The sequence below is a fragment of the Mesorhizobium sp. YC-39 genome (assembly GCF_025753795.1).
Classification (GTDB): Bacteria; Pseudomonadota; Alphaproteobacteria; order Rhizobiales; family Rhizobiaceae; genus Mesorhizobium.
This window is the reverse complement of the sequence record NZ_JAOWPS010000008.1, coordinates 1-23,737: the sequence shown is the minus strand read 5'-3', so window position 1 is coordinate 23,737 and position 23,737 is coordinate 1. Positions and strand designations below refer to the sequence as shown.

The window sequence follows — 23,737 nt, the reverse complement described above, 5'->3', positions numbered from 1 at the left end:
CCTTGATCGGAGCGTCGGCCGATCGCCGCGGATACTGTCGATACCGGGATCGGAATGGGCGAATCTTCGAGGCGCGATGCAGGTGATCGCTTGCCCTGCTCAACGCTTGCAGGGCGCGAACGACGCATGGCCCGTTTGGCCCGCTGGGGACTCCTCGGCCGAGCCTGGTCCTTCGTCATGAAGGGTTTGTGGGCGACTTCGAAGAACTCGCCGCGTCAGGGCGTGCCGATCCTGATTGTTGTGGTCACATGGTGCGCGCACGAGCAGTCAACAGGCTGGATCGCAACGTTGCTGTCCGGGGGCTGCCATCGACTTGATGTTTATCGGCGCCATTAACTATACCCCCCCCCTGCGGTCAGAGCGAGTGGTCTGGCAATTCAACTTGAGCTTCCAAACAATTCAGGCTATATAATATGTATGCGGGGAGATGTTCTTTGGCGGAAAGATATCTCCGATGGGTGTTATTGCGCCTTTGGCGCACGCTGGCTGCGCAGTAAAGAATATAAATATATATGACGCTCTGCTGACGCATCAGAGCTTTCGGCATGGCGCCATGGCGGTTAGGCTGTTGAATGACTCAAGCCGGGAAGTTGTCTTGCCGTCCCGGCTTCTCAACCTATGCCCATTGTGTGCGCCGTCGAGGGTTTCGTGGTGATCTCGCACGCGGTGAAGCCGGTTCAGGCAGGGTTGAACGCGCATTCGACCCGAGAAGCCGCGGTTCGCATCATGGCCGAGCCTACGTCCGTCGTCCCGGAACGAATTCCAGTTCCCCGCTTCGAATTCTCGACCCGCGAGTTGCCTCCGAAGGATCAATTTGCCGCGTGGCGCCAGAGCTTCGCGACCATGCTCGACTTTGCCGAGCCGAGCGATACGGCGGCGGGTTTCGCCGGCACCCAGGTTACCTGGGATCTGGGCGATCTTGCCCTGGCCCAGGTCAGCACCAATGGCTTGGACTTCACCAGCCTGGCAGGGCACATTCGCCGAGATCCCATCGATCATTGGTTGCTGACCCTTATCCGGGAAGGCAGATCGCAGACGATTACTCCCTCCAGGTCTTTTGACGGGGACGCCGGATCGGTGCAGGTGCATCCGCTTGGCCGGGTCTTCGAGGGAAGCGTTACAGACAGCGAAATGCTGCTGCTGTTCGTACCCCGCGACTTCTGCCGCGACATGGGGTGGGGTCTCGACGCGGTCGAGTTCTCCGTGCTTCGTGGCGGCATGGGGCCGCTGCTTGCCGACTATCTCACCAGCCTTGTCCAGAGGCTTCCTACGCTGGATGTTGGCGATCTTCCTGGCCTGCTCAATGCGACCAGAGCCATGCTGCAGGGTTGCATCGCACCATGCCCTGACTATCTCGCCGAAGCCCATGACGCGATTTCCGCTACCTTGCTCGAGCGCGCCCGTCGATTCATACAGCACCATCTTTTCGAGCCTGATCTGTCTATTGAGCAAATGACGCGCGAGCTTGGGATATCGCGTTCCCGGCTCTACCGGCTTTTTGACGCTTCCGGAGGGGTCGTCCACTACATCCAGCATCGGCGCCTCCTGGCGGCCCATGCAGCGCTCGGTGATCCGAACGACCGCCGTCGCATTCTCGACATTGCCGACGAACACGGCTTCTGTGATGGCGCAGAGTTCAGCCGCGCTTTCAGGCGTGAGTTCGGATACTGCCCCAGCGAAGTGAGAACTGGTGTCAGGAGCGGACCATCGAACTGGCACACAGACGAGGTGCAGACGGCCGCTCCTGTCCAGCGGTTGAACCAGCTGCTTCACCGGTTACAGGCGCAATGACCAGGCATGGCCGTTGGTATTGACGGGCCAATCTGCCCACCGGCAACACAGACTGCCCAGCGACCAATCGACGGGCCCGGCCGCCGAGGAATTCACGCTGTCTTGGCCGCCGGGAGCCAGCCGTATGCCAGCCAGGCAATGCCATGCGAAATGAGGTCAATACCCAGCAAAAATCCAAGCACCCAAAGACCGGTCGTGGGCCATCCAGTCAGGATGACAAGCCCAGCCAGAAATCCGAATGCTCCGGACAGAACCATTGTCCAGCCAACGTCGCTCCAGTGCTTGACGCCGACAAAAAGGCGCACGATGCCGGAGGCCGCGAGCAGCAGTCCGAGGATGTAGGTCAGGACAAGGGCGCCTGACACAGGCTGATTCACCACCATGGCCCCGAAAACGACGTAGAGGATGCCAAGGACGAATTGCCATATGAAGCCGCTCCATCCCTTCATCCAGAAGGCGTGCATCATCTCGAACGCACCCACGACGATGGCGGTGACACCAATGACCACGGTGCTGATCATGGTGGCCAGCGCTATATCCCCCAAAACGAACACTCCCCCGACAATCAGCACAAGGCCAAGAAGAAGACGAACCGAAGTGGGTGGCACAGTCGATGCCGTTCCATTCTCATAGGCGGTCATGTTTTCCTCCTTGATTGCGTGACTACCTCATCGGTGTTCGATTTCTGCCTTCGGCCGGAAAGCGGCCCATTCCGCCATGTGCTGGATCACCGCGAACAGGGTCGGGATGATAAAAAGGCCGATGGTTGTTGCGGCCAGCATGCCGCCAAAGATCGTGACACCCACCGCTTGGCGCGCGCCGGCGCCGGCGCCGGTGGACATCGCCAGAGGCACAATGCCCAAAATGAAGGACAGAGCCGTCATCATCACGGCGCGGAAGCGCTGCTCTGCACCAAGCCTGGCTGCCTCAGCGATCGGCCGTCCCTCCTCACGGCGCTCCTTAGCGAACTCAACGATAAGGATAGCGTTCTTGGACGCCAGCCCGATGAGCAGCACGATGGCGATCTGTGCGTAGAGGCTGTTTTGCAGTCCGAAAAGCGTGAGCGCCGCAGTCGCGCCGAACAAGGCGGCTCCGAGCGACACTATGACGGCGATGGGCAAGGTCCAGCTCTCGTACTGCGCTACCAGGAACAGATAGGCGAACAGAAAGGCCAGTCCGAAGATGATCGTCTCCTGCCCGCTGCTGCGCCGCTCCTGGAATGACAGGCCGGACCATTCGTATCCATAGCCGGCCGGCAGTGCCTGAGCCGCCACGTGTTCGACGGCGTCCATCGCCGCTCCGGAACTGCCGCCAGGCGCGACTTGCCCGTTGATCGGTGCCGCCACCGAGAGGTTGTAGCGAGAGATGACGAAGGGCGCGAGCACGGTGCTGGTCGACACCACCGCCCTGAGCGGCGCCATTGCGCCCGTCCGGCTGCGCACATGGAGATTGAGGATATCCTCGGCGTCTCCGCGATGCTCGGCGTCGGCCTGAAGATTGACCTGGAAGACCCGCCCCTGCAGCGTGAAATCATTGACGTAACGCGACCCGAAGTTGGCGCCGATTGTCGAATAGATGTCGGATACGCTCACGCCAAGCGCTTCTGCGCGGGTCCGGTCAACGTCGACGTAGATCTGCGGCACATCGGCGCTGAAGGTTGTCGCCACGCCACCGATTTCCGGTGCCTGGTTGATCGCTGTAACGAACCCGCGCACCACCTCCGCGATCTCCTCCGGCGACTGCCCCTGCAACGCCTGGAGGCGCAGGTCGAGGCCGCCGACCGCGCCGATGCCGGAAATGGCCGGCGGCGAAAAGACAGCGACATTTGCGCCCGGAATGGTCGAGAACTGCGCGCGCAATCTTGCGAGGATGGCGTCCAGCCGCAGCTCCGGCGTATTGCGCTGGTCCCAGGGATCCAGCGCCGCGACCACCATCGCTCCGTTGGGAGATTGCGTCCCCTGCACGATGCTGAAGCCGGCGACCGAAATGACGTTTTCGACGCCTTTCGTCGCCGACAGCGTCTGTTGAACCTCGCCTACAACCGCCCTCGTGCGATCAAGGGAGGCTGCGTTCGGAAGTTGGATGTCCACAAACAGGGCGCCTTGGTCCTCGTCCGGGAGAAAGGTGGTGGGCAGGTTGCTGAGCAGCAGGTAGGCGCCTAGGAAGCACGCGGCAAGCGCGGCGAGAGGTATGATCCACAGCCGTACCAAGAACCCAACCACCCGGCCATACGCGATGCGTGTCGCATCGAGGAGTCGCGCGAACCAGCCGAGTGGACCGCGCCTGTATCCGCGCTGTCCGCGTTTCAGCAGGATCGCGCTGAGTGCCGGGCTGAGCGTCAGACCGACAAGTGACGAGAGAACCAGCGCCGCCGACAACGTGATCGCAAACTGACGGTAGAGCTGCCCGCTTATGCCGGACAGAAATGCCGTCGGGGTGACCACGGCAAGGAGCACGAGCGTGGTGGAAATGATCGGACCCGTGATCTGCCCCATCGCCTTGCGGGCGGCCGCCGCGGTCTCGATCGCGGGGTCGTCCTCCATGACATGCTTGACATTCTCGACGACAAGGATCGCGTCATCCGCGACCAGTCCAATGGCCAGCACCAAGGCGAGCAGCGAGATCGAGTTTATCGAGTATCCAAACGCCAGCAGGACGGCGATGGCGCCTAGCATCGAGACGGGCATGGCCAGCGCCGAAACCAAGGTGGCGCGCCAGTCCTGCAGGAACAGGTATGTGACGACGAGCACGATGAGGAAAGCCTCGCCGAGGATACGCACAATCAGCGAAAGGCTCGTCCGGACGAAACGCGTTGCATCGTAGACGACCTGGTATTGGAGGCCGGGCGGGAACCCGGATGAAAGGCGCTGGAGCTCGGCGAGCACGCCATTGGCGGTCTGGATGGCGTTGGCCCCAGGTGCCTGGTTTATCTGCAACATCGCCGTTTCATGCCCAGCGAAGCTCGCGCTCGATGAATAATTCCGGGCGCCAAGTTCGATGCGGGCGATGTCGCGCAGTCGTACGATCGCTCCGGCCTCCCCAGTGCGGACGACGATGTCGCCGAATTCATCCGTGCTCATGAGCCGGCCGCGGGCCACGAGCGTATATTGTAGCTCGGTGCCTTCCCGCGCCGGCGGGGCGCCGGCCTGGCCGAGCGAGGCTTGGATGTTCTGCCGCTGAATGGCAGCCGCCACGTCATCGGCCGTTATGCCGAGCGCATCCATGCGCGCCGGATCTATCCATACACGCATCGAGTATTCGGACGCGCCGATCACGGAAGCCTCGCCGACGCCAGCGACGCGCGAGATCGCATCGGCGATTGTCGTCGAGGTGAAATTGGTGATCTGCAGCACGTCGAGCTTGCTGTCCGGAGAATAGAAGGCGATGCCGAGCACGAAGTCGGGCGAGCGCGACCGCACCGACACGCCCTGCTGGGTTACCGCGGCCGGCAACTGGGAAATCGCCAGTTGCGCCCTGTTCTGGACATTGACCTGCGCAATGTCAGGATTTGTCCCCACTTCGAACGTCACGGACAGCGAATATTGCCCGGCATTCGAACTCGTCGACGACATGTACATCATATTGGGGACGCCATTGATGGCTGTCTCCAGAGGCCCACCGACCACATCGGCAATCACTTCCGCGCTGGCGCCGGGGTAGGTGGCCGAGACGCTGACGGTCGGCGGCGTGATCTCCGGGTATTGCTGCACCGGCAGCGAAAAAATGGCGATCGCGCCGGCAATCGAAATGACGATTGACATAACGATCGCAAGCCGGGTCCGGGTGATGAAGAGATCGGAAATCATGAGCCGCCGCCGACCGGCTGGCCTTCGCTCGGCTGAACCGTCATGCCTTCGGCGAGACGCTGGATTCCCTGGACGACGACCTGCTCGCCGCCGTTCAGGCCTGTGGTGACCGCCCAGCCATTGCCGACGCGTGCGCCGGTATCGATGCGCCGTTGCGAGACGGTGTTGCTCTTGCTGAGCAGATAGACGAAGCGCCCCTCGCGATCCTGCAGCACCGCTGTCTGAGGCACTACCGGCAAGCTGGGCACGTCTTTCTCCTGCACGTAGAGGGTGACGAACTGTCCCGGCAGAAGGATGTGACGAGGATTGGGGAAAACTGCGCGGACCGCGATCGTCCCGGTCTGCGGGTCGATCTCGTTCTCGATAAATTCGATTCGACCGGGCGTGTCGTAGTCCGTCCCGTTGGCAAGACGCAGCGAAAGTTTCAGCGTATTTGGATCGAGGTTGCTGCCGCTCGCCTCCTGTTGCCGGATCGTCACAAGCAACCCCTCCTTCACGGCGAAAGCGACGCGGACAGTGTCCAGGCCGACTATTCGTGCCAGCGAGCCGGAATCCGATCCGACCAGATTGCCCGTCGTGAACGTCGCGCGGCCGATGTTGCCGGAGATCGGTGCTGTGATACGAGCATAGGACAGGTTGAGTTCGGCGGTGGCCAGGGCCGCCAGAGCAACCTGCACATCGGCGGCAGCGACATCGAATGCGGCCTGAACCTCGTCCAGGGCGGCCTGCGAGACCGTTCTTCGGGCGAACAGGTCCCGGTTGCGCGCCAGGGTCCGTTCGGCCGATATTCGTGTTGCCTCGGCACGCGCCACCTGGGCCCGCGCCGACGCGACCAGAGCATCGAGTTGATCCGGCTCGATTTCAAACAGCGCGTCCCCAGCCTTTACCGCTTGCCCATCCTTGAATTTGACAGAGTGCAGAAAGCCGGTAACGCGCGCGCGGATGTCGACTGCTGCGATCGCTTCCACACGACCAGTAAATTGCGCGGGGCTGCTCACCTGCTGAACCTTGATCTGTTCGATGACAACAGCAGGCGGCGGAAGTCCCTGCCTCGCTCCAGGCTGCTGGGCGAAGGAAGTCGAACTGACGTAAGGGGTCGCGACGCCCGCCAAACAAGCAATCAACAAGCAAGCACAAGAGAAATGTCTGATCATCTCGGCTTCTCAACCGAACGATGTTGCCTAGATGTTTTGCGCGAGATCTTCATGACCCGGCCCTGCGCATAGTGAGGGCAATGGCAATGTACGCGCCGCCCGCGACAAGGAGGGAAATGCCGGCAATCGTGCCGGGCGTGTAAATGCTGGTGTACGGCAACTTCAATGCGAGCGTCGCACTGGCGACCAGTGCGACCAGGCCCGAAACGCCGAACCACTGCCAACCAGCTTGCTTCCGCACCCGCACCGCGAGTGCGACTTGTAGAATGCCCTGTACAAGAAATACCAGGGCGATCACGAGAGTGATCGCGAGAGCGCCTTTCAACGGGTTAAAATATATTAGGATACCGCCGACAAGCTCGACCGCGCCGGTCAACTCTTGCCAGATGAATCCGCTCCACTCCTTGACTTGCAGGGATTGAAGCATCTTCACGGCGCCCGCGAGTGCAAGAACAATTCCAAGGACAACGCTTGCCGCAAATGTAGAAACTGCGGGCAGCGCGACGGCAAGCACTCCAGCCGACGCCAGGGTCATACCCAACCCGAAAAACCATCCCCATTTGGAACGCAGGGAGGCCGCCCTATACTGGTGATCGGTTCCGCTCGTGGATACGCCGCTCATTGTCGATTGCCTAACCAGAGTTCCTGCATGAGCGGCGCCCATCTCTGATATCCGGGAACGCTCTCTTGTCAGTAATCCACCGGATCGCGGATTATCGGACAGGTCATGCAATGGCCGCCACCACGACCGCGGCCCAGTTCTGCACCGATGATGGTAATGACCTCGATGCCCTCTTTGCGCAGCAGCGTGTTTGTGTAGGTGTTGCGGTCATAGGCGAACACGACGCCCGGCGAGGCGCAGACCAGATTGGCTCCGCTGTCCCACTGGGTGCGCTCGCGCACATAGGCGTTGCCGCCGGTCTCCACGACGCGCATCTGCTTGAGACCGAGCGAATCGCGCACCGTCTCGACGAAGGTACCGTTGTCCTTGTGCAACTCGACGCCGCCCTTGCCGTCCGGCCGGTAGGAGAACGCCTCGATGCCATTGACGATGTCGGGGTAGAGCAGCACGCAGTCGCGGTCGGCGAAGGTGAACACCGTGTCGAGATGCATCGCCGCGCGCAACTTCGGCATCGCCGCGACGATGACGCGCTCGGCCGCGCCCTTCTCGAACAGCGCCGCCGCGAGCTGGCTGATGGCCTGACGCGAGGTGCGCTCGCTCATGCCGATCAGCACATTGCCCTTGCCGATCGGCATGACGTCGCCGCCTTCCAGCGTGGCGAGGCCCCAATCCTTGGTCGGGTCGCCCCACCACACGTTCACCTTGCCGGCGAAGTCGGGGTGGAACTTGTAGATCGAGGTGGTGAGGATGGTCTCCTCATGCCGCGCCGGCCAGTAGAGCGGGTTCTGCGTGACGCCGCCATAGATCCAGCAGGTGGTGTCGCGGGTGTAGAGCGTGTTCGGCAGCGGCGGCAGTAGATACTCGTTCACCCCGGCCGCGTCGCGGATCAGCTCGAGCTGTTCGCCGCCGATGGATTCGGGGAATTCGTGGGTCGAAAGGCCACCGATCAGGGTCTCCGCCAGATCGCGGTTGGAGAGCCCCTCCAGATAGGAGCGCACCTCGTCGACGAGGCCAAGGCCGACCTGGTTCGGCACCACCTGATTGTCGAGGATCCATTTCTTCGCTTCCGGAATGGCGACAGTCTCGGCGAGCAGATTGTGCATCTCGACGACCTCGACACCGCGGTCGCGCATCTTGGTCATGAAATCAAAATGATCGCGTTTCGCGTTGTCGACCCAGAGCACATCATCAAACAGAAGCGCGTCGCAATTGCTCGGCGTGAGCCGCTGGTGAGCGCGTCCGGGAGCGCACACCATGACTTTGCGAAGCTGGCCGACTTCGGAATGCACGCCGAATTTCGTTTCCATCGCCATGGCTTGTGCCTTTCTCGTCAAGGTGTAATGGCGCCGGTCAGCAGGCCGACGAAACCGGCGAGGCCAGCGACCAGGGTGACGGCGAAGATGATAAGTTCAACCGATGTGAAGAACCGGGCGTTCTGTTCGCGCCGCGCCCAGAGGTAGAGGACGGTTCCCGGCACGAAGAGCACCGCCACCAGCAGTACGTATTTCAAGCCGGCGGCCACAAACATGATGAGCGTGTAGACGACGGCCATCCAGGCAAATACCTGGTCGCGCCCACGCTCGCCAGGCGTGGTCTCGTACCCCTCGCCGCGGCGGGCGATCAGCACGCCATAGCCCGCGACCAGCAGGTAGGGCAGCAGCGCCGTCACGCTTGTCATGTCGAGCATGAAGTTGAAGGCGTCACGCGACCAGTAGGTTGAGATGACGAATAGCGAGACGACGATATTGGTCAGCCAAAGCGCGTTGGCGGGAACCCGGTTGCCGTTCTGCGCCGCGAAAAGCTTCGGCATGTCTTGCGACTTCGCCGCGGCGAACAGCACCTCGGCGCAGATCAGCGACCAGGCGAGATAGGCGCCGAGCACTGATACCAGCACGCCGATGGAAATGAACACCGCGCCCCAATGTCCCACGACCAGTTCGAGCGCGCCGGCAAGCGAGGGCTGCTGGACTCCGGCGATGGCCGCACGGGGAGCCGTGGCGTAGGGCAGAAGGGTGATGGCCACCATCAGGCCGGTGACACCGACAAAACCCAGAATGGTGGCGGTGCCGACATCCGAACGCTTCACGGCAAAGCGCGAATAGACGCTCGCCCCCTCGATGCCGAGGAAGACGAAAATGGTGATCAGCATGGTGTCGCGCACCTGCGCCAGCAGGGTCTTTTCCGGCATGCCCACGCCGCCGAGGAAGTTCTCGGAGAATTGCGTGTAGTTGAACGCGAACACCATGGCGAGGATCGCCACGATGATCGGTACGATCTTGGCGACCGTCACGACGCTATTGATGAAGGTGGCCTGCTCGACGCCACGCAGGATCATGAAATGGAAAGCCCAGATGCCAACCAGCGAGACGATGATCGCGGTCGCGGTGCTGCCATCCCCGAAAATCTCCGGGAAGAAGCGCCCGAGCGTCGATCCGATCAGCACCCAGTAGAAGACGTTTCCGAGGCAGCTTCCGAGCCAATAGCCGAACGCCGAGAGGAAGCCCATATAGTCGCCGAATCCCGCCTTGGCATAGGCGAAGACACCGGAGTCGATATCGGGTTTCTTTTCGGCCAGCGCCTGGAACACCCGGGCCAGCATGTACATGCCGGTTCCGGCTATCGCCCAAGCGATGATGGCGCCGAACGGGCCCGTCGCGGTGGCGAACCTGCCGGGCAGATTGAAGATGCCGGCCCCGATCATCGATCCGACAACCATCGCGGTCAGCGCGAAGAGCGAGAGCTTCTGCTCGGACTTACTTGTCACGTGTCTCTCCAGAGCGATCTGAGATCATCAGTCCGTGAGCAACAAGTGGGCCGCAACCTCTGTGCGACTAAATCCTATGCTTTCGTTTTGGACGTGAAATTAGCTTAGAATCTCATGACTATGCACCGCGTCTCTATTTCAGAGCTTCGACGCAGTACATCGCGGCGGCGGAGTTACATCTGCTGGACTTGTGACTTTCTCCGATGCAGCATCCAGTGCAGCGACCTGCCGGATCGTCTTGGCGGACGGATTTCGCTTGTGCAGTTGACGACCGACTCGAGATGCGGCCATGGCGTCCCAGACCTCGCAGAAGCTCTCTCTCGTCGCGCTGACGGCGATGGTTGTCGGATCGATGATCGGGGCCGGCATATTTTCGTTGCCTCGCACCTTCGGCAACGCCACCGGACCGGTCGGCGCAATCATCGCCTGGTGTATCGCCGGGACCGGGATGTATATGTTGGCCCGAGTCTTTCAGGCGCTCGCGGAGCGCAAGCCCGAACTCGATGCCGGCATCTTTGCCTACGCGAAAGCCGGCTTCGGTGATTATGCCGGGTTTCTCTCTGCCTTTGGGTACTGGCTGGTCGCCTGTATCGCCGACGTCTCTTACTGGGTCCTGATCAAGTCGACGCTTGGCGCTTTCTTCCCCTTTTTCGGCAATGGCGACACGGTTCCCGCTGTCCTGGTCTCTTCGCTCGGCCTCTGGCTGTTCCATTTCACGATCCTGCGGGGTATCAGCGAGGCCGCCGTCATAAACACCGTTGTCACCGCCGCAAAAATTGTTCCGATCCTTACCTTCATTGTGGTTCTGATCAGCGCGTTCAACGCCGACCTTTTCGTCGCGAACCTCTGGGACGCAGAGCCCGCATCGGCGGGCAGTCTCTTTCAGCAAATCCGCGCGACCATGCTGATCACCGTATTTGTTTTCATCGGAATCGAGGGCGCAAGCGTCTATTCCCGCTACGCACAAAAACGCTCGGACGTCGGCGCCGCTACTATCTTGGGTTTCGTCGGCGTGTTGTGCCTGCTGGTCCTGGTTACGCTGCTGCCCTACGCCGTACTCGCGCGGACGGAAATCGCGGCTATGAGACAGCCATCCATGGCATCCGTGCTGGAGTCCCTTGTCGGACCGTGGGGAGGAATTTTCGTCAGCATCGGACTGATTGTTTCGGTGCTCGGGGCCTATCTGGCCTGGTCACTGATCTGCGTGGAGGTGTTGTTCGCAGCCGCAAAGAGCGGAGACATGCCAAAGATTTTTGCAAGCGAGAACCGCCACAAAGTGCCAGCCGCCGCCCTTTGGCTGACCAATATCGTGATTCAGTTGTTTCTGATCAGCACTCTTTTCTCGGAAGACGCATTCGCGCTGATGGTGAAGCTGAGCAGCGCCATGATCCTGGTTCCTTACTTGCTCGTTGCAGCATACGGCCTCCTTCTCGCGGTGCGCCATGAGACTTACGACACCAGACCGCAGGAGCGATCTCGCGACCTGATCGTTGCCGGTACCGCAACGCTCTATGCCGCGTTCATGATCTACGCAGGCGGCCTGAAATTCCTCTTGCTGTCGTCCATCCTCTACGCACCCGGCACCTTACTTTTTGTTCAGGTCAGACGGGAGCAGAACAAGCCGGTGTTGGTCGGCGCGGAATGGATTGTCTTTGCGGCCGCAGCAGCCGGCTGCCTTTTCGGGATCTACGGCGTCGCAACGGGCCAGATCGCTATCTAGCGTCGGGAGGACCGGGATATTCGACCGTCGAAGGCGCTCGTAAAGAGATGCTTCGTCGAGCTCGAAGACGAACCCGTCGCCTCCTACAATTGCAGCCAAGCGACCCGGACCGAGCCCGGGTGCCAAGCCCGAAGTTGATTGGGCAGCGCCGCGGCCAACTCGACGCCCCAAGCTCCGCGAAATTATCGTTTGCGACCGCACCAAGCTCGGGCCGGCTGACACAACCCCTCGACGGGCCGCGAAGTAGCAGGATCTATCACTACTCGGTCAGCCTGCCACTGCGGTGCCCAAGCGCCTGCCTGGCCGCGTACATGGTCGGCGAACGTTTACCGGGAAGGTTGGCCTCGAGAACAAGCTGTTCGATAAAGCCCTGGTTCATTTCAAATTCAACACACTCATCGAGTTTGTCTACGATCCAGAGCACATACTTGTCCCCGGACTTTGAGTCATACCTTTCCGTATATCCGCAATCATCTGTCGGTATCGGACGCGGAACTGTCGGAAGAAGCATGATCTTCGGCTTCGGAAGATCATAGCAATGGCCCTCATATGAGTACCCTACAATAATTCCACACGAAAGCTCGTCTTTTTTACTCAGCTGGAAAGATCTTATCGAAACGTCTCCAAATGCCTGTTTGGTATCTATCAAAATTTCACTTAAATATCCTATTGGAAGCCTCACGTCCAAATCATTTTTATACTTATTTAGTAGACTTCTATATATCTCCTCTTCGACCATCTTTCCCTTTCTTAGTCTTTTCACCTCTGCGTCGGCTTCATTGCTAAGTGGGTGGGTGGCTTCAAGCGTTGTTTTCACCACAACACTTCCGCCAATAACCCTGGATTTCTTTGGCTCGCTGGTGCTAAGAACCCATGTGTTTTGAATTATTCCATAAAGTCTAACCTGCGTCGCATTATAAGCACCACCTGGGAAAGTCAGCGTGGGCCGGTGATGACAGTCGCTCATGTTGGTCCTCCTCGCTTTGACAATTCAGTTCATGAAATTTCAGTTCATGAAATTTCTCGCCACCTGAAGTTTTCCTCGAACTTAGCGCCCAGCGTCGGCGCGATGCGGCTGCCGGCTTCGGCAACGGCCATCGCGGCATTCTCAAATGTCAGATCGTCTGCGTCGAGGCTGGGCCAAGCCTGGGCAAGGGTCAGCGCCACATCGTCACGCGCCCGGGTAAGCGCGCTCTTGAACAGGAACGGCCTGGCACGGAAGGCCAGCGCCGTGAAATCCGAGATGCGGTGCATGGTGGCCTCGTCGATATCCCTGATGTCGATATCGAGAAGCCGCTCGTCGGCTAGTCCATCACCCACGAGATTCGCGTGGTAGGTGTCTACGATCGTATCGAATACCGCCCCCGTGAAGGGCCGCGACCTGTCATGGATCTCGTCGGAGACTTCAGACATGCGGCGCGAATTGCTGGCAAGGCGAATCTGCCGGTCGCCGATCAGTTCGGCAATGCGGTTGAGCTCGTTCAGGACGAGGAGGTTGCCGTTGCAGTGGCGCAGCAGCCGGTCGAGACCGCTGTCGAAGTGCAGGAAGGACAGAAGCGACGTTATGTCGGCGCTCGCCTCATGGAACGACGCGAAGTCGCCGGTCTTCAAGCCATTTGCCGGCACCCCAAAAAGGGAAAACAGAATCGCATGGCCGACCTCATGCGCAATCGTATCGAAGTTGAGGGCATAGGGATAATTCTGACCGTCGGGCGCCCTGTCCGCGCCGAGTTCCAGATAACCGTAGCCAGACTGGGCGTTGTTCCAGTCGACCCACGGAATGATCTCCAGCCGCTCATAGGTTTCGGCGAAATACCAGGTAATCGGCCGCCCAAGGTAGCTTTCCCAGATGTCCAGGACCCGGCTGGCTGCCCCGAAGGCGTGTGCCGCCAGGAACTGACGTGAATTCAATGAAATCTGGTCGAAGTGACCGTCGTAGGCGGGTTCCGCCGGCGGGAAGACCTCGCCAACGAAGGGCGGCAGATAGGGATACTCGTAAGGTTCCTTGTCGAGGAGCGGATCGCGGACATAGATGCGATGGTCCTCCGGACCGGGGCCTAACCGGCCCGGCGGGGTCGATATCCAGACGGTCTCGGGTGTGCCGTAGTCGGCAAGGTGGGGCACCTGGGGAAATAGCAGGAAGCGCGTGCCGACGGAGCGACTCTGGTCGTTGGATCGATCGAGCGTCCCTAGTAGCTCAGCCCCTCTCATTTTCATACATTAGCAAAATCTCATGTATTGTAAATTGAGATTGAGAATTCTCGCCCTGATGCTTTCAAATCTCTAACCCGGCTTCGTCGAGATCCCTTGAGAAAGCCGCCGTCAATTGAAAATCCGGCAGGGGTGCGGGCTCCTTGAATAAACCGTGATGCAATAGCCGGAGGGCATCGCGCGCATCCTGCTTCTTTTGCTGAACGAAAGCTGCGGCGAGGATTTCCTGATATTTCTCGACAACGAGATCACCTTCGCATGACAAGGCGTCATCGACCATGCGGGCGAGCGTGCGCTCGCGAAAATTGAGAGCTCGCGCGGCGCGCTCCAGGCTGGTTCTGTATTCAGCCGAAATGATGCCTCGACGGCAGGCCCTGCGAACCGTCATGCGAAGATCGATCAGCGCGTGGGTTATGGGCGTGGAGTTTACCTCCCATGGTCCGTGCAGCACGGCCACTGCATCGTCAGGCGCAAACGCAAAACGACGATACCACCGGTAGATGAGCCCCACTCCCTGCATGTATGGAAAGAGTTCCGCAGCTCGAAGAGCCCCCATGCTCGCTGCGCCTATTACCGGAACACCTTTCGCTATTGCCCAAAGGATTTCCTTGTGCCTGACCGCCGGCTCCGACTGAAAGCCGCCGTCGATGATGACTATCGCACTCGGATCAAAATGCTGCACAGCCACAATGATCGAACCCTGCACAGCCGGCGGAAGGCAGATCGCCTCCACCACTTCCAGCACTTCGCCCTGTGACAGGGTGGGACCGGCAAAGACCAGCTTGGGGCGCATTTGCCTAGCCATGCAACAGCGGCGTTAAGGCCGGTATGACGATCCTGACGACCGACAGGTCGCCGAGCGGTCTCGTATCGAGCTGAATCATGTACACTGTATCGATTCCTGCGCCCTCGATCTGTGCGAGAAGAGCGGACATCCTATTTCCCGCGCTGGTGTAATTCTGCCCGGCAATCGCATGGAAATGTACGTCGCGAGGGCCGTCGGACAGGAGGCGTCGGTGCGCCGCAATTTTTTGCCAATCGGGATATTTTGGATAGGACGCACGCGTCAGGTCATCACGGGCGCCGGAGATCGCCGTCAGTCGCGACTGCGCCGCCTCGTAGATTGCGTGAACGATCGCGGACGCGGCATCGAAACCTGCAGCCGAGCCCTCTGCCGGATGGTGAAGAATTGCAGTTTCCCGCGGCCGATCCTCCATGAGATGGCACCAGATCACCGGTAGTCCCAGCGGTGAGGGGGCGTGCCAAAGCCCCACCAGCAGGCCTTTGGCTTCCAGGCTTTCGAGAAGGCTCGCAACTGTTGGATCGTCGATCGTTCTCGGGTCAATTCGACGGCGCTGGAAAAAGCCATGGGTTCGCTCCGCCCGCGTGAGTGCGTCGCGCTCGATGCATTCCATTATCCCGTGCAGGATAGAGTCCGTTTCCTCGAAGGAGGCCGCCAGGCCGGACGTCGATGAAGCGAAGATTTCCTCGTGGGGCCGCGGCGGGAACACGTAGGCAGTGTGTACAAGCTCGAATGGGACCCAATCCTGCAGACCGCCCTTGAGGATATTCTCGGCATGAATCCAAGCTATCTCCCTGCTGCGCCAGCCCGGGTCGACACCAGGCTGGAGATGGGCTTCGAATCTTTCAGGCGGAATATTCAGGGAGTCTGCGGAGGCCGCGATGGGGTCGTAGTGCGCCAAGCGCTCGGCAAAGTAGGACTCTGCGGCCTCGAGAATGGCCGATACCGCGGCTTCGGTTCTGGTCGGCCCCTTGCCTTGCGAAACGGAATTTAAAAGGGAGAAAGGCCTGACCGCCTGAACCACGGGTATGTCGAGCACGTCGAGACCTGTAATGTCTGCAATCCGTGTGATGCCCAAGAGCTCGCGCATCGTCATTAGCCGCATGAGTGCTTCGCGCGGCGGAGGACCCGAGCGCTCGTATCGTTCCAGCATGGAGGCTCCCTGATCTCCCCGCCGCGCGGGCTAGTGGCGCAGGCTCGGTTCTGGATTGACGAACAGCGCCGCGCCTTGCTCGACGGCTGATTCCGCCAGGCTGACGCGACTGCGGTACTGCCGGGATAGGTCCTCTGATACGCCCCATGTCCTGAGCATCTCGTATGCATTGAGCAGGATTGGCACCGCGTTTTGCTCATCGGCAGTAGCCAGGCTTTTGGAGAGCGCGGCAACGACATCCGTGCCTGAGGAACCTGTAAGTAGAAGGAGATGGGCCTTTCGCCGATAGAGTTCGGCGAGCCAAGAAAGACTGCCACCTGCTTCGGCTTCCGCAGCCGCGGAAGAGACAAGCGCAAGGGCCTCGTCAGTCTCGCCTGTCCGGGCCAGAAGCTCCGCCAGCATGCCGTAGTAGACAGGATAGTCTTCCGGCGTCTGGAGTTCGCCGTGGATCGCGAGACCCTCCCTGATCTGGTCCCTGCCTTGCTCTACCCGAGCAGCATTTCCTTCGCACCAGCCTTCGAGAATTTGCGCCAAGGCGGCAAGGGAGGGCAGATGGTGTCGCTTCGTCAATTCGCGGATATCGGCGATGACGCCTCGCAGCGCCGAGAAATCGCGGCGATAGCAATCAAGCATCGCTTCGTTGATATAGACATGGGCGATACTACCAACATGCGCCGTTTGCATTGCCCAGCGCCTGGCTTCGGCCAACGACCGGACTGCGCTTGCGGCCCGGCCGGTAAACCATTGAGAGAGACCCCTATGCGACAGGCCGCAGACCCTGGCGTCGTGGCCGCCGAACAGAGTGGCATTCCCTGGCCTTTGGCCCGTCCCATAGAGCGCAAGTCCTTCGTCGACCGCCGCGATGCAGTTCGTGTGATGCCCAAGATTGAATTCGATTGCCCAAACGCAGTGTCTGGCCTGAAACTGCACTTCGGGGTCGTCGACATCCCTCAGGTCGGCGAGGACGGTCCGTGCGCGTTCCCCGTCGATGGTGGGACCGGTGAACCACCAACCCCAGTAGATCGGAAACCACTTCGCACGCTCGGCGAGTGGCCGCCGCCTGGCGATCTCTACCCCGTCCTCGTAAAGTTTGCGTGCCGGCAGCGAGTTTGGACCTTCCGTGGCTGTAAGTATCGGCCCGAGCGGCATCATCGCGGCGAGGCGCAAAACATCCTGCTTGTCCGGCGTTCTCACGCGCTGGCAAAGGGTCATGGCATGGTCGAGAATCTGTCTCGCTTCGGCCATTGCAGAGCGGACGTAACTTTCCCGCCCGGCTGCGATGAACTGATCGATCGCTTCCTCGATAAGGCCAGCGCGTTCAGCATGTTCTGCCAGTTCAGCCGTGTCCAGCCACGGCGCCAGATTTCGGTCGCGGCCGACAGCGGAGAAAAGCGACTGATGGAGGGCCTGCCGTCTCCTCCGCAGCAATGCGTTGTAGATTGTCTCCCGGATCAGGGCGTGACGAAATCCATAGTCGGGCTCGCCGGAAGGCCTGACCCGGATCAGGAATCCCGCCTCGATGAGGGTGTCCAGTGCATTCCCGATCGTCTCGTCACTGTATTGCGGCAACAGCTTCCGGAGCAATTCCAGATTGAAACGATTGCCGGCGACGGCGGCCGCTCGCGCCACATCCTTTGCAGGGCCTAAGGCTTCCAGCCTGGCTTCAAGGATGCCTTCAAACACCGATATTCGGCTTGATGAGCCGGCTGGCGCAAGGCGATCCGTTATGGAGGCTGCATTCTCGGCGATCCATTGGCAGATTTCCTCGATGAAAAGAGGTACGCCCCCGGTTACCTCTTCCACCATGCTAATGAGTTCCGAATGCGCGGCTGACCCGATTTCCGGCCGCATGGCCATGATTGCCTGTCGCGTTTCCTCGCGATCGAGCGGCTTCAGAGTAATATGTGGCAAGTCCCGGAACCCTGAATAAGTCTCAGATCCAGGTCGCGCGGTCATTATGAGAAGCACGGGCATCCGATGAATGAAGAGTGCAAGTTCCGCCAGCAATTGCCCCGACGTGAGGTCGATCCAATGTATGTCTTCGACCACCAGGATGAGTGGTCCGCGTTCGCATATGGCTTCGATGCTTCTACGAACTGCCCAGGTGGCTTTCTCCCGGATGACCTTGAGATCAGCCTCCTTCAGAGCGGGACTCGATCCTTCAGCCCCAAGCAGAAACGAGAAGATGTCGACCACTTCGTCATCGTGAACGTTTTGATTCGCGAAGACCTCCGCTACGTCTGAAGTCTCCAGCCGACCCTCTTTGCCAGCCAGGTCACTCCGAACATTTTGCAGCAGAGGATAAAGGGCCGAGTGGGAACCGCCGGGCTGACATTGAAAAAGCAGCAATTTTGCCCGTTGAAAGCGTGTCCTCTTGCGGACTTCATAAAGCAGGCGGGACTTGCCGATACCGGCCTCACCCTGAACTAAAATGACGCCGCCCTTGCCGGCGACGGCATCATGCCAACATGCGGTGATGGTGGCCAGTTCGTCCCCACGGCCTATAAACGTATTGTTCAAGCGCCCGAAGGCGAAGAAGCGGTCAACGTCCCGCTTGTGACTGATGGCACGCCAAGTCCGCTCCGGCTCCGCGAAACCCTTAATAACGTGAATGCCACGAAAACTGAAAACGTGGGACCGCCGCGCCAGATTTCGGGTCTCATCGGACACCAATACTGCATCCTGCTGAGCCATAGCCTGGAGCCGCGTCGCCATGGCCAAAGCAGGGCCCGTGACGCTGGCATGCGCCGGGTCACCGCCGTCCCCGTGAACGAGGATCATGGATGTAGCAATCCCGACCCGAACATGCAGGTCCGTATGGTCTTTCTCCAGCCCGACCCGCTTGCACGCTTCAATGATTTCGAGTCCTGCCCGGATCGCTTGCGAAGCCGCGTCCTTTGCCTCCATCTCTGCTGGAAAAAGTGCGACACCGCCGTCGCCGGCCTCGCTCACGATAACGCCCGAGTACGATGAGATTGCCTGTCTTGCCTCACGCCGAAAGGCCGACATCAGTTCTTCATAGTCCTCGATATCCAGAACTGCGAGCAGGCCGGTTGATCCGACCAGATCATAACAGAGAGCTGTCATAACGCGCCGCTCGCTGCGAACGTCGGACTCACCACTGTCGTCCTTGCTCAGAACGCCCTTGGCAAGGGACACGACTGGAGGCTCGACTTGAGGCTTTTCCGACATGCTACGGTGCCTTGGCCGGCGGAGTGGGAGCGATACTATCAAATGCGCTAATATTCACCAGAGCGCTCGGACGACCCACATCTCATCATAAGCGATATTTCGGACCTGCTCCTTGATCGCCTAATCTCACGAGATTGCCGAAAGCAGGATGAGTCTCTCATCCTCGTGGCTCGCCATTATGCGCCCTCGATCATCCAAGCTGAGGAGCACGGCGCATCGAGTCGATCAGGCCGCGGTCGGATCGTCTAGGCGGCGGCCAGCGCCTACGATGCTGGCCCACCATTATCGTTATTTTTCAACTGGTTATAAGGTGGTTCGCCACGCGGTTCGCCAGGCAGCGGCTTGCGCATCATCAACCGTACGACTCGGTCCATGCCTTGCACGGCCAAAACGTACCTGGCGGCGCGGCATTTCCGGGTATCGCCGCGGTTTGTGAACAATCTGAGAATGCAGGAGACGGTGCGCGACGGCTTTGGACCACTTGGATCTTCGGAGAGCACGAACTCCGAGCTGGAAGTCCGTCTCGCTTTTTCGGTGATAGCGAAAACATACATGTCGCGTCATCGAGCAGTGCCACCCTGTGGTCTCCTCAAGCCCGTCGTGACGCCAAGGCGGTCAGTCCGCCACGTCGAAGCCGGCTTTCCTCAGTGAACGGATGAAAAATTCGACGTCTTGCGAACGGGCTAGGCGCATCGTAACCACCTGGCGCATGTTGTGCACCCAAGCCGGTTGATGTTGCTCCAGCCAGGCGCGCTCGCGATCAGCCTCGATCTTGTAACCTCCTTCGCCCAGAATGGCAGCCGCGACAATATGGTAGATCGGGTTCGATCGAACCGGCGATTTCTTGATCCACATGACCGCCTGCGGATAATCGCCGCTGAAATAAGAGCAAAGAGCCAGTTCCACCTCATAGTAGCCCAACGACCGCGGATTTTTTTGGCGTGCCTCCGTTATCAACGCGCAGCCGTCACGCCAATTTCCGGAGACCGCCAGGCGCTGTCCGTATTCACCCATGAACTCGGTATCGTTGGGATTGATGGCCAAACCCCGTTTGCCCACTCCCAATGCCAGATTGATTTCCTTGCTGAAATAGAGCGCAAGCATTTCTCCCTGAAGCCCTCGTACATTGAGTGGGTCGACTTCCACCGCCTGCCTTGCGGCTGCCAGGGCGCGCTCGAGCGTGGTGGCGGACAATTTGGGGTCGTTTGGAAATTCGAACCGATAGTCATCGATGTAGACAAGTGAAAGAAGACCCCAGGCGGTGGCGTAATTCGGGAAGCGCTGTACGGCCTTCTCGAGGCACGTACGCACGGATGCACGGGTTTCTGGGCTGAGGTCGACGCGATATGCATAGAAGGACAAGGTGCACGAATATGCCACCCAATCGTCGGGCGGATTGTCGACATGGAGATTGGCATCCGCCTGGAAGATGACGCCATAGGCTTGAGCCAAGTTCGTCGATACTTTCCGCGCGATGTCCGACTGGGCCTCGACAAGTTCCGTGACGTTCATCCGGCCATCATAGTTGTCTGCCCACAGAACCGAACCGTTGGCTCGGTTGATCAATCTGACCCGAAGCAGAAAGGTATCGACCGACAGGCTGACGCTTCCGGCAAGGGCAAATCGTGGTGGCGAGGTCGACGCATCGTCGTCCTCAGGCGCCGACTCCATGACCACGATATCCTTGAACTTCGAAAGTTGGCTGACAATTTCCTGCTTCAATCCGCTTGCAATGGCTGCCGCCGCGGCGGTGCCGGTCAGATCGTCAAACGGCTCAACAAGCACACGGGGCGTTTCTGGCGCGCTTGACCTGACAGACGTCCACGACCACGCCAATACCGACGCTCCAGCCGCGAGAATGGCTGCAAGCATCACCGGCAGGAGGAACGCTATCCATCGGACCGGATGGTGGGTGATTTGTTGAGGAACAACGGCCACCCGCGGTAGCGGCAACGAAGCTTGCGAACGAAGCAGGAAGATAGGGACATACCCCCCCTTTGGAATCGTGATCAGGATTGGGTCTGTATGTCCGGCCGTCAGATAATAGCGCTCGAGCGCACGCCTGAGGTGGCCAGCCTCGATGCGAACGATCGGATCCGTCTGCGGGTCAAATGACTCGCCGCGGCCGAATACTTCGACTGCGATGGAATAGGCCTTGATACGGTCGCCGCGTCCCGACAATGCCTCTTCCACCACATGGCTGAGGAAGCGGCGCTCGCGGCCGGTGGCATCGAAGTCCGTACTGTCGAGGATAAGGGCAAGTTGGGCGCGACAAGCCTCGATGGGGAGCTCATGCTCCCCTGATGCCGGCGTTTCCGCCTGGATCGCCATGTCCTCCCTTGGTCCCTTGCAACCGCGGTTTTTGTTGTCGTGCGGTTACATGCTTATCCACGTAACTTACCTTCTGCTGCCGTCTCTTTGCAATACGATTGCATCAGGTCGATGAACTGGCGTCATGAACACAAAAGACGGATCGTCTGACAGACACCGAGCGGTCTCGGCGGCAGTACGCCGATACCCCCAGTTTGAATTGACGATCCATCGGCTGATGGATCGAAATGAGAGCTTTCGCGACATTTGCGAGGAACTCGCCGATGCAGAGTTTGCGCTTTCGAAGGTCGACGAGGCCCCGCTGGCATTGCGCGAAGCCAGACGAGCCGAATGGCAGGAACTGGTGGATCGCTTGGTTGGAGAGGTAGGAGCAGCAGTGCTGAATACCGATGCCGCCCGCAAATCGGGTATCAACCCATGGCCGCCACGATGAACAGCCATGAGTGCCGGGCCGAAAGTGCGGGAAACATACCAACACTCCCGTTTCCCAGATCAACAAATCCGCATATGGTGGCCGAACTCAGGAGGGGACCCTGACATGATGACTTTCTATCGGACACCAGCCCTGGGTTGTGCCGTTCTTTCCTTCCTTTGGCTTACCCATCCCGCTGGAGCCGCGGATGCGGTCTCACCAGTGACGCCGGACCTGAAGCCGGTGGTCACCGAACAAGGGTGGACGTTCTCCGTTGCGCCGTATTTCTGGGCGGCTGGGATGTCGGGGGAAGTGGCGCAGTTCGGTCTGCCCTCCATCGACGTTGATGCGAATTTCAGCGACATCCTGAAGAAGGACCGATCATGGGACTGGTCATGCGTTTTTAGATCCTAAATCTGCATCAACGAACAACAGTGTGGTGCAGGTCAACTGATTGGGGCGCGGATGGCTGCCGGCCAGACCTGATCGACAACAAGTCGGCGCTGGGCGACACGATCGTCCAAGCAACGACCGGTCGCGTTTCGTGCGCTCGGATACTGCCAGCATCAATCGGCGAGCCCAGCGATGGACAAACTCAACAAATGAACGCGACACGAAAGCTATTCCTGATCGTAATTGCGGCGGTCGAAGCGTCGACAGGTCTCGGTCTTCTTTTGCTGCCCTCCGTTGCATTTGCACTCCTGCTTGGATTGGAAAGCGCCACGGTCGAAGTTTTTTTTGTCGGCCGCATTGCGGGCGCTGCGCTGCTTGCTATAGGTGTCGCAAGCTGGATGGCGAGGAAAGACAAGTTAAATCATTCACTATTCGGATTGCTTATCGGCGTTCTGATTTACAATACGGCCGCGTCAATTCTCCTCATGTACGCGGGTGCAGTCCTGAAGATGACCGGCGTCATGCTTTGGCCCACGGTTGCATTTCACGCAATTCTTGCCGTCTGGGGTGGTCTGCTTCTACGTGGCATTCCGAGCGAACTCGGCGGACAAACCGGTCGACCGGGGGCACTTGACGAGTAAGATAACGTCACGTCGGCTTGTGGCACATCGCGTCATTGCGCTGGATTCCATGCTCGACCCGCGACATGACGCTCAATCGGCTGCGACTACGCGCGACGGGTTCTACCTCGCAGCCGCTGCACAGAATCTCAGGAAGATGGCCCAGCTGATGCCTGAGCCGACCCTCGCCTGAGGAGGCGATTGGCGGGTAATCGATGCTCACCGCAAATTCTGGCGCGGCTTCTCGCAGCTCGGCAGCGGCTTTGTTGTAGCGCTGTTACATGCTTGCCCACGTAACTTACATTCCGCCCCCAGCCCTTTGGGACGTACCATCCACAAGGAGTGCAGGAAGTAATTGTCGAAGGCAACGCGGCATTTGGCAATGCCCGAGTAGCAGCTGTCTGATGAGAGGTGCTGCCGTCCAGGCCGAACCACGGATGCAACAGCGGGGCGCGGGAAAATCATATGACGCTGCTCAGGGAACCTCTGCTGCATTTTGCTGTCGTCGGTGCGATCCTGTTTGGCGGCTATTCCTGGCTGAACAACAGGCATGTCGAAACCGCTGCCGCCGAGCCGGTCCGGATCGGCGAAGGCGACGTGCGCTGGCTCAAACAGACCTGGTCGAGCCAATGGCTGCGCGAGCCAAGCGCCGATGAACTCAAGGGGCTTGTTGGGGATCTGCTGAACGAGAAACTGCTGGCGCGCGAAGCGCAGGAGATGGGCCTCGAGAAGGACGACACCATCATCCGCCGCCGCCTGGCGCAAA

At 59.8% G+C, this 23,737-nt stretch carries 16 protein-coding genes and 2 pseudogenes; 6 read left to right on the top strand and 12 right to left on the bottom strand.

Features of this window, described 5'->3' with window-relative positions; all coding sequences use genetic code 11:
- Nucleotides 1-618 precede the first annotated feature (618 nt).
- Complete coding sequence (locus tag OHD62_RS31230) at nucleotides 619-1,791, top strand: helix-turn-helix domain-containing protein (RefSeq protein ID WP_263790989.1); 1,173 nt, start codon at nucleotides 619-621, stop codon at nucleotides 1,789-1,791.
- A 92-nt stretch (nucleotides 1,792-1,883) separates the two neighbouring features.
- Here OHD62_RS31230 and OHD62_RS31225 read toward each other — a convergent pair whose 3' ends face one another.
- The 6 genes from OHD62_RS31225 to OHD62_RS31200 all read right to left on the bottom strand — a co-directional run bounded on the left by OHD62_RS31225 (nucleotide 1,884) and on the right by OHD62_RS31200 (nucleotide 10,137).
- The gene (locus OHD62_RS31225) at nucleotides 1,884-2,432 is read right to left on the bottom strand and encodes an HdeD family acid-resistance protein (RefSeq protein ID WP_263790987.1); all 549 of its coding nucleotides are present in this window, start codon (nucleotides 2,430-2,432) and stop codon (nucleotides 1,884-1,886) included.
- Between the two features lie 27 nt (nucleotides 2,433-2,459).
- On the bottom strand, nucleotides 2,460-5,597 hold the full coding sequence (locus OHD62_RS31220; RefSeq protein WP_263790985.1) for an efflux RND transporter permease subunit: 3,138 nt from the start codon (nucleotides 5,595-5,597) through the stop codon (nucleotides 2,460-2,462).
- Nucleotides 5,594-6,751: an efflux RND transporter periplasmic adaptor subunit gene (locus OHD62_RS31215; protein WP_263790983.1), complete on the bottom strand. Its 1,158-nt coding sequence runs from the start codon at nucleotides 6,749-6,751 to the stop codon at nucleotides 5,594-5,596. The genes OHD62_RS31220 and OHD62_RS31215 overlap by 4 nt, the downstream gene beginning before the upstream one ends.
- Nucleotides 6,752-6,800: 49 nt before the next feature.
- Nucleotides 6,801-7,373: an HdeD family acid-resistance protein gene (locus OHD62_RS31210; RefSeq protein WP_263790980.1), complete on the bottom strand. Its 573-nt coding sequence runs from the start codon at nucleotides 7,371-7,373 to the stop codon at nucleotides 6,801-6,803.
- A gap of 68 nt (nucleotides 7,374-7,441) precedes the next feature.
- Nucleotides 7,442-8,680: an arginine deiminase gene (locus tag OHD62_RS31205; RefSeq protein WP_263791146.1), complete on the bottom strand. Its 1,239-nt coding sequence runs from the start codon at nucleotides 8,678-8,680 to the stop codon at nucleotides 7,442-7,444.
- Between the two features lie 23 nt (nucleotides 8,681-8,703).
- A complete protein-coding gene (locus tag OHD62_RS31200) occupies nucleotides 8,704-10,137 on the bottom strand; it encodes a basic amino acid/polyamine antiporter (RefSeq protein ID WP_263790979.1) in 1,434 nt (477 codons plus the stop codon).
- 289 nt (nucleotides 10,138-10,426) lie between these two features.
- On the opposite strand from OHD62_RS31200, the gene OHD62_RS31195 reads away from it, so the two are divergent.
- The gene (locus OHD62_RS31195) at nucleotides 10,427-11,857 is read left to right on the top strand and encodes a basic amino acid/polyamine antiporter (RefSeq protein WP_263790977.1); all 1,431 of its coding nucleotides are present in this window, start codon (nucleotides 10,427-10,429) and stop codon (nucleotides 11,855-11,857) included.
- A 259-nt stretch (nucleotides 11,858-12,116) separates the two neighbouring features.
- Here the strand turns inward: OHD62_RS31195 and OHD62_RS31190 are convergent, their stop codons facing one another.
- The 6 genes from OHD62_RS31190 to OHD62_RS31165 form a co-directional block, all read right to left on the bottom strand.
- Complete coding sequence (locus OHD62_RS31190; RefSeq protein ID WP_263790975.1) at nucleotides 12,117-12,824, bottom strand: hypothetical protein; 708 nt, start codon at nucleotides 12,822-12,824, stop codon at nucleotides 12,117-12,119.
- Between the two features lie 44 nt (nucleotides 12,825-12,868).
- Nucleotides 12,869-14,074, bottom strand: a complete 1,206-nt coding sequence (locus tag OHD62_RS31185; protein ID WP_263807390.1) for a hypothetical protein — start codon at nucleotides 14,072-14,074, stop codon at nucleotides 12,869-12,871.
- 58 nt (nucleotides 14,075-14,132) lie between these two features.
- The gene (locus tag OHD62_RS31180; protein ID WP_263790971.1) at nucleotides 14,133-14,861 is read right to left on the bottom strand and encodes a TfuA-like protein; all 729 of its coding nucleotides are present in this window, start codon (nucleotides 14,859-14,861) and stop codon (nucleotides 14,133-14,135) included.
- A 4-nt stretch (nucleotides 14,862-14,865) separates the two neighbouring features.
- Nucleotides 14,866-16,023 carry a YcaO-like family protein gene (locus OHD62_RS31175; protein ID WP_263790969.1) on the bottom strand — a complete coding sequence of 386 codons (1,158 nt, stop codon included), beginning with the start codon at nucleotides 16,021-16,023 and terminating at the stop codon, nucleotides 14,866-14,868.
- Nucleotides 16,024-16,053: 30 nt separating this feature from the next.
- Nucleotides 16,054-19,215 carry an ATP-binding protein gene (locus OHD62_RS31170; protein ID WP_263790966.1) on the bottom strand — a complete coding sequence of 1,054 codons (3,162 nt, stop codon included), beginning with the start codon at nucleotides 19,213-19,215 and terminating at the stop codon, nucleotides 16,054-16,056.
- Nucleotides 19,216-19,830: 615 nt separating this feature from the next.
- A complete protein-coding gene (locus OHD62_RS31165) occupies nucleotides 19,831-21,546 on the bottom strand; it encodes a hypothetical protein (protein WP_263790964.1) in 1,716 nt (571 codons plus the stop codon).
- 124 nt (nucleotides 21,547-21,670) lie between these two features.
- Between OHD62_RS31165 and OHD62_RS31160 the strand changes: the two genes are divergently transcribed.
- From OHD62_RS31160 to OHD62_RS31145, 4 genes and pseudogenes are all read left to right on the top strand, one after another.
- Nucleotides 21,671-21,979 carry a hypothetical protein gene (locus OHD62_RS31160; protein ID WP_263790962.1) on the top strand — a complete coding sequence of 103 codons (309 nt, stop codon included), beginning with the start codon at nucleotides 21,671-21,673 and terminating at the stop codon, nucleotides 21,977-21,979.
- Between the two features lie 105 nt (nucleotides 21,980-22,084).
- A pseudogene (locus OHD62_RS31155) lies at nucleotides 22,085-22,324 on the top strand (hypothetical protein); the annotation flags it as partial.
- A 236-nt stretch (nucleotides 22,325-22,560) separates the two neighbouring features.
- Nucleotides 22,561-22,992, top strand: coding sequence for a hypothetical protein (locus OHD62_RS31150; RefSeq protein WP_263790961.1), 432 nt, complete (start codon nucleotides 22,561-22,563; stop codon nucleotides 22,990-22,992).
- Between the two features lie 444 nt (nucleotides 22,993-23,436).
- A pseudogene (locus OHD62_RS31145) lies at nucleotides 23,437-23,737 on the top strand (peptidyl-prolyl cis-trans isomerase); the annotation flags it as partial.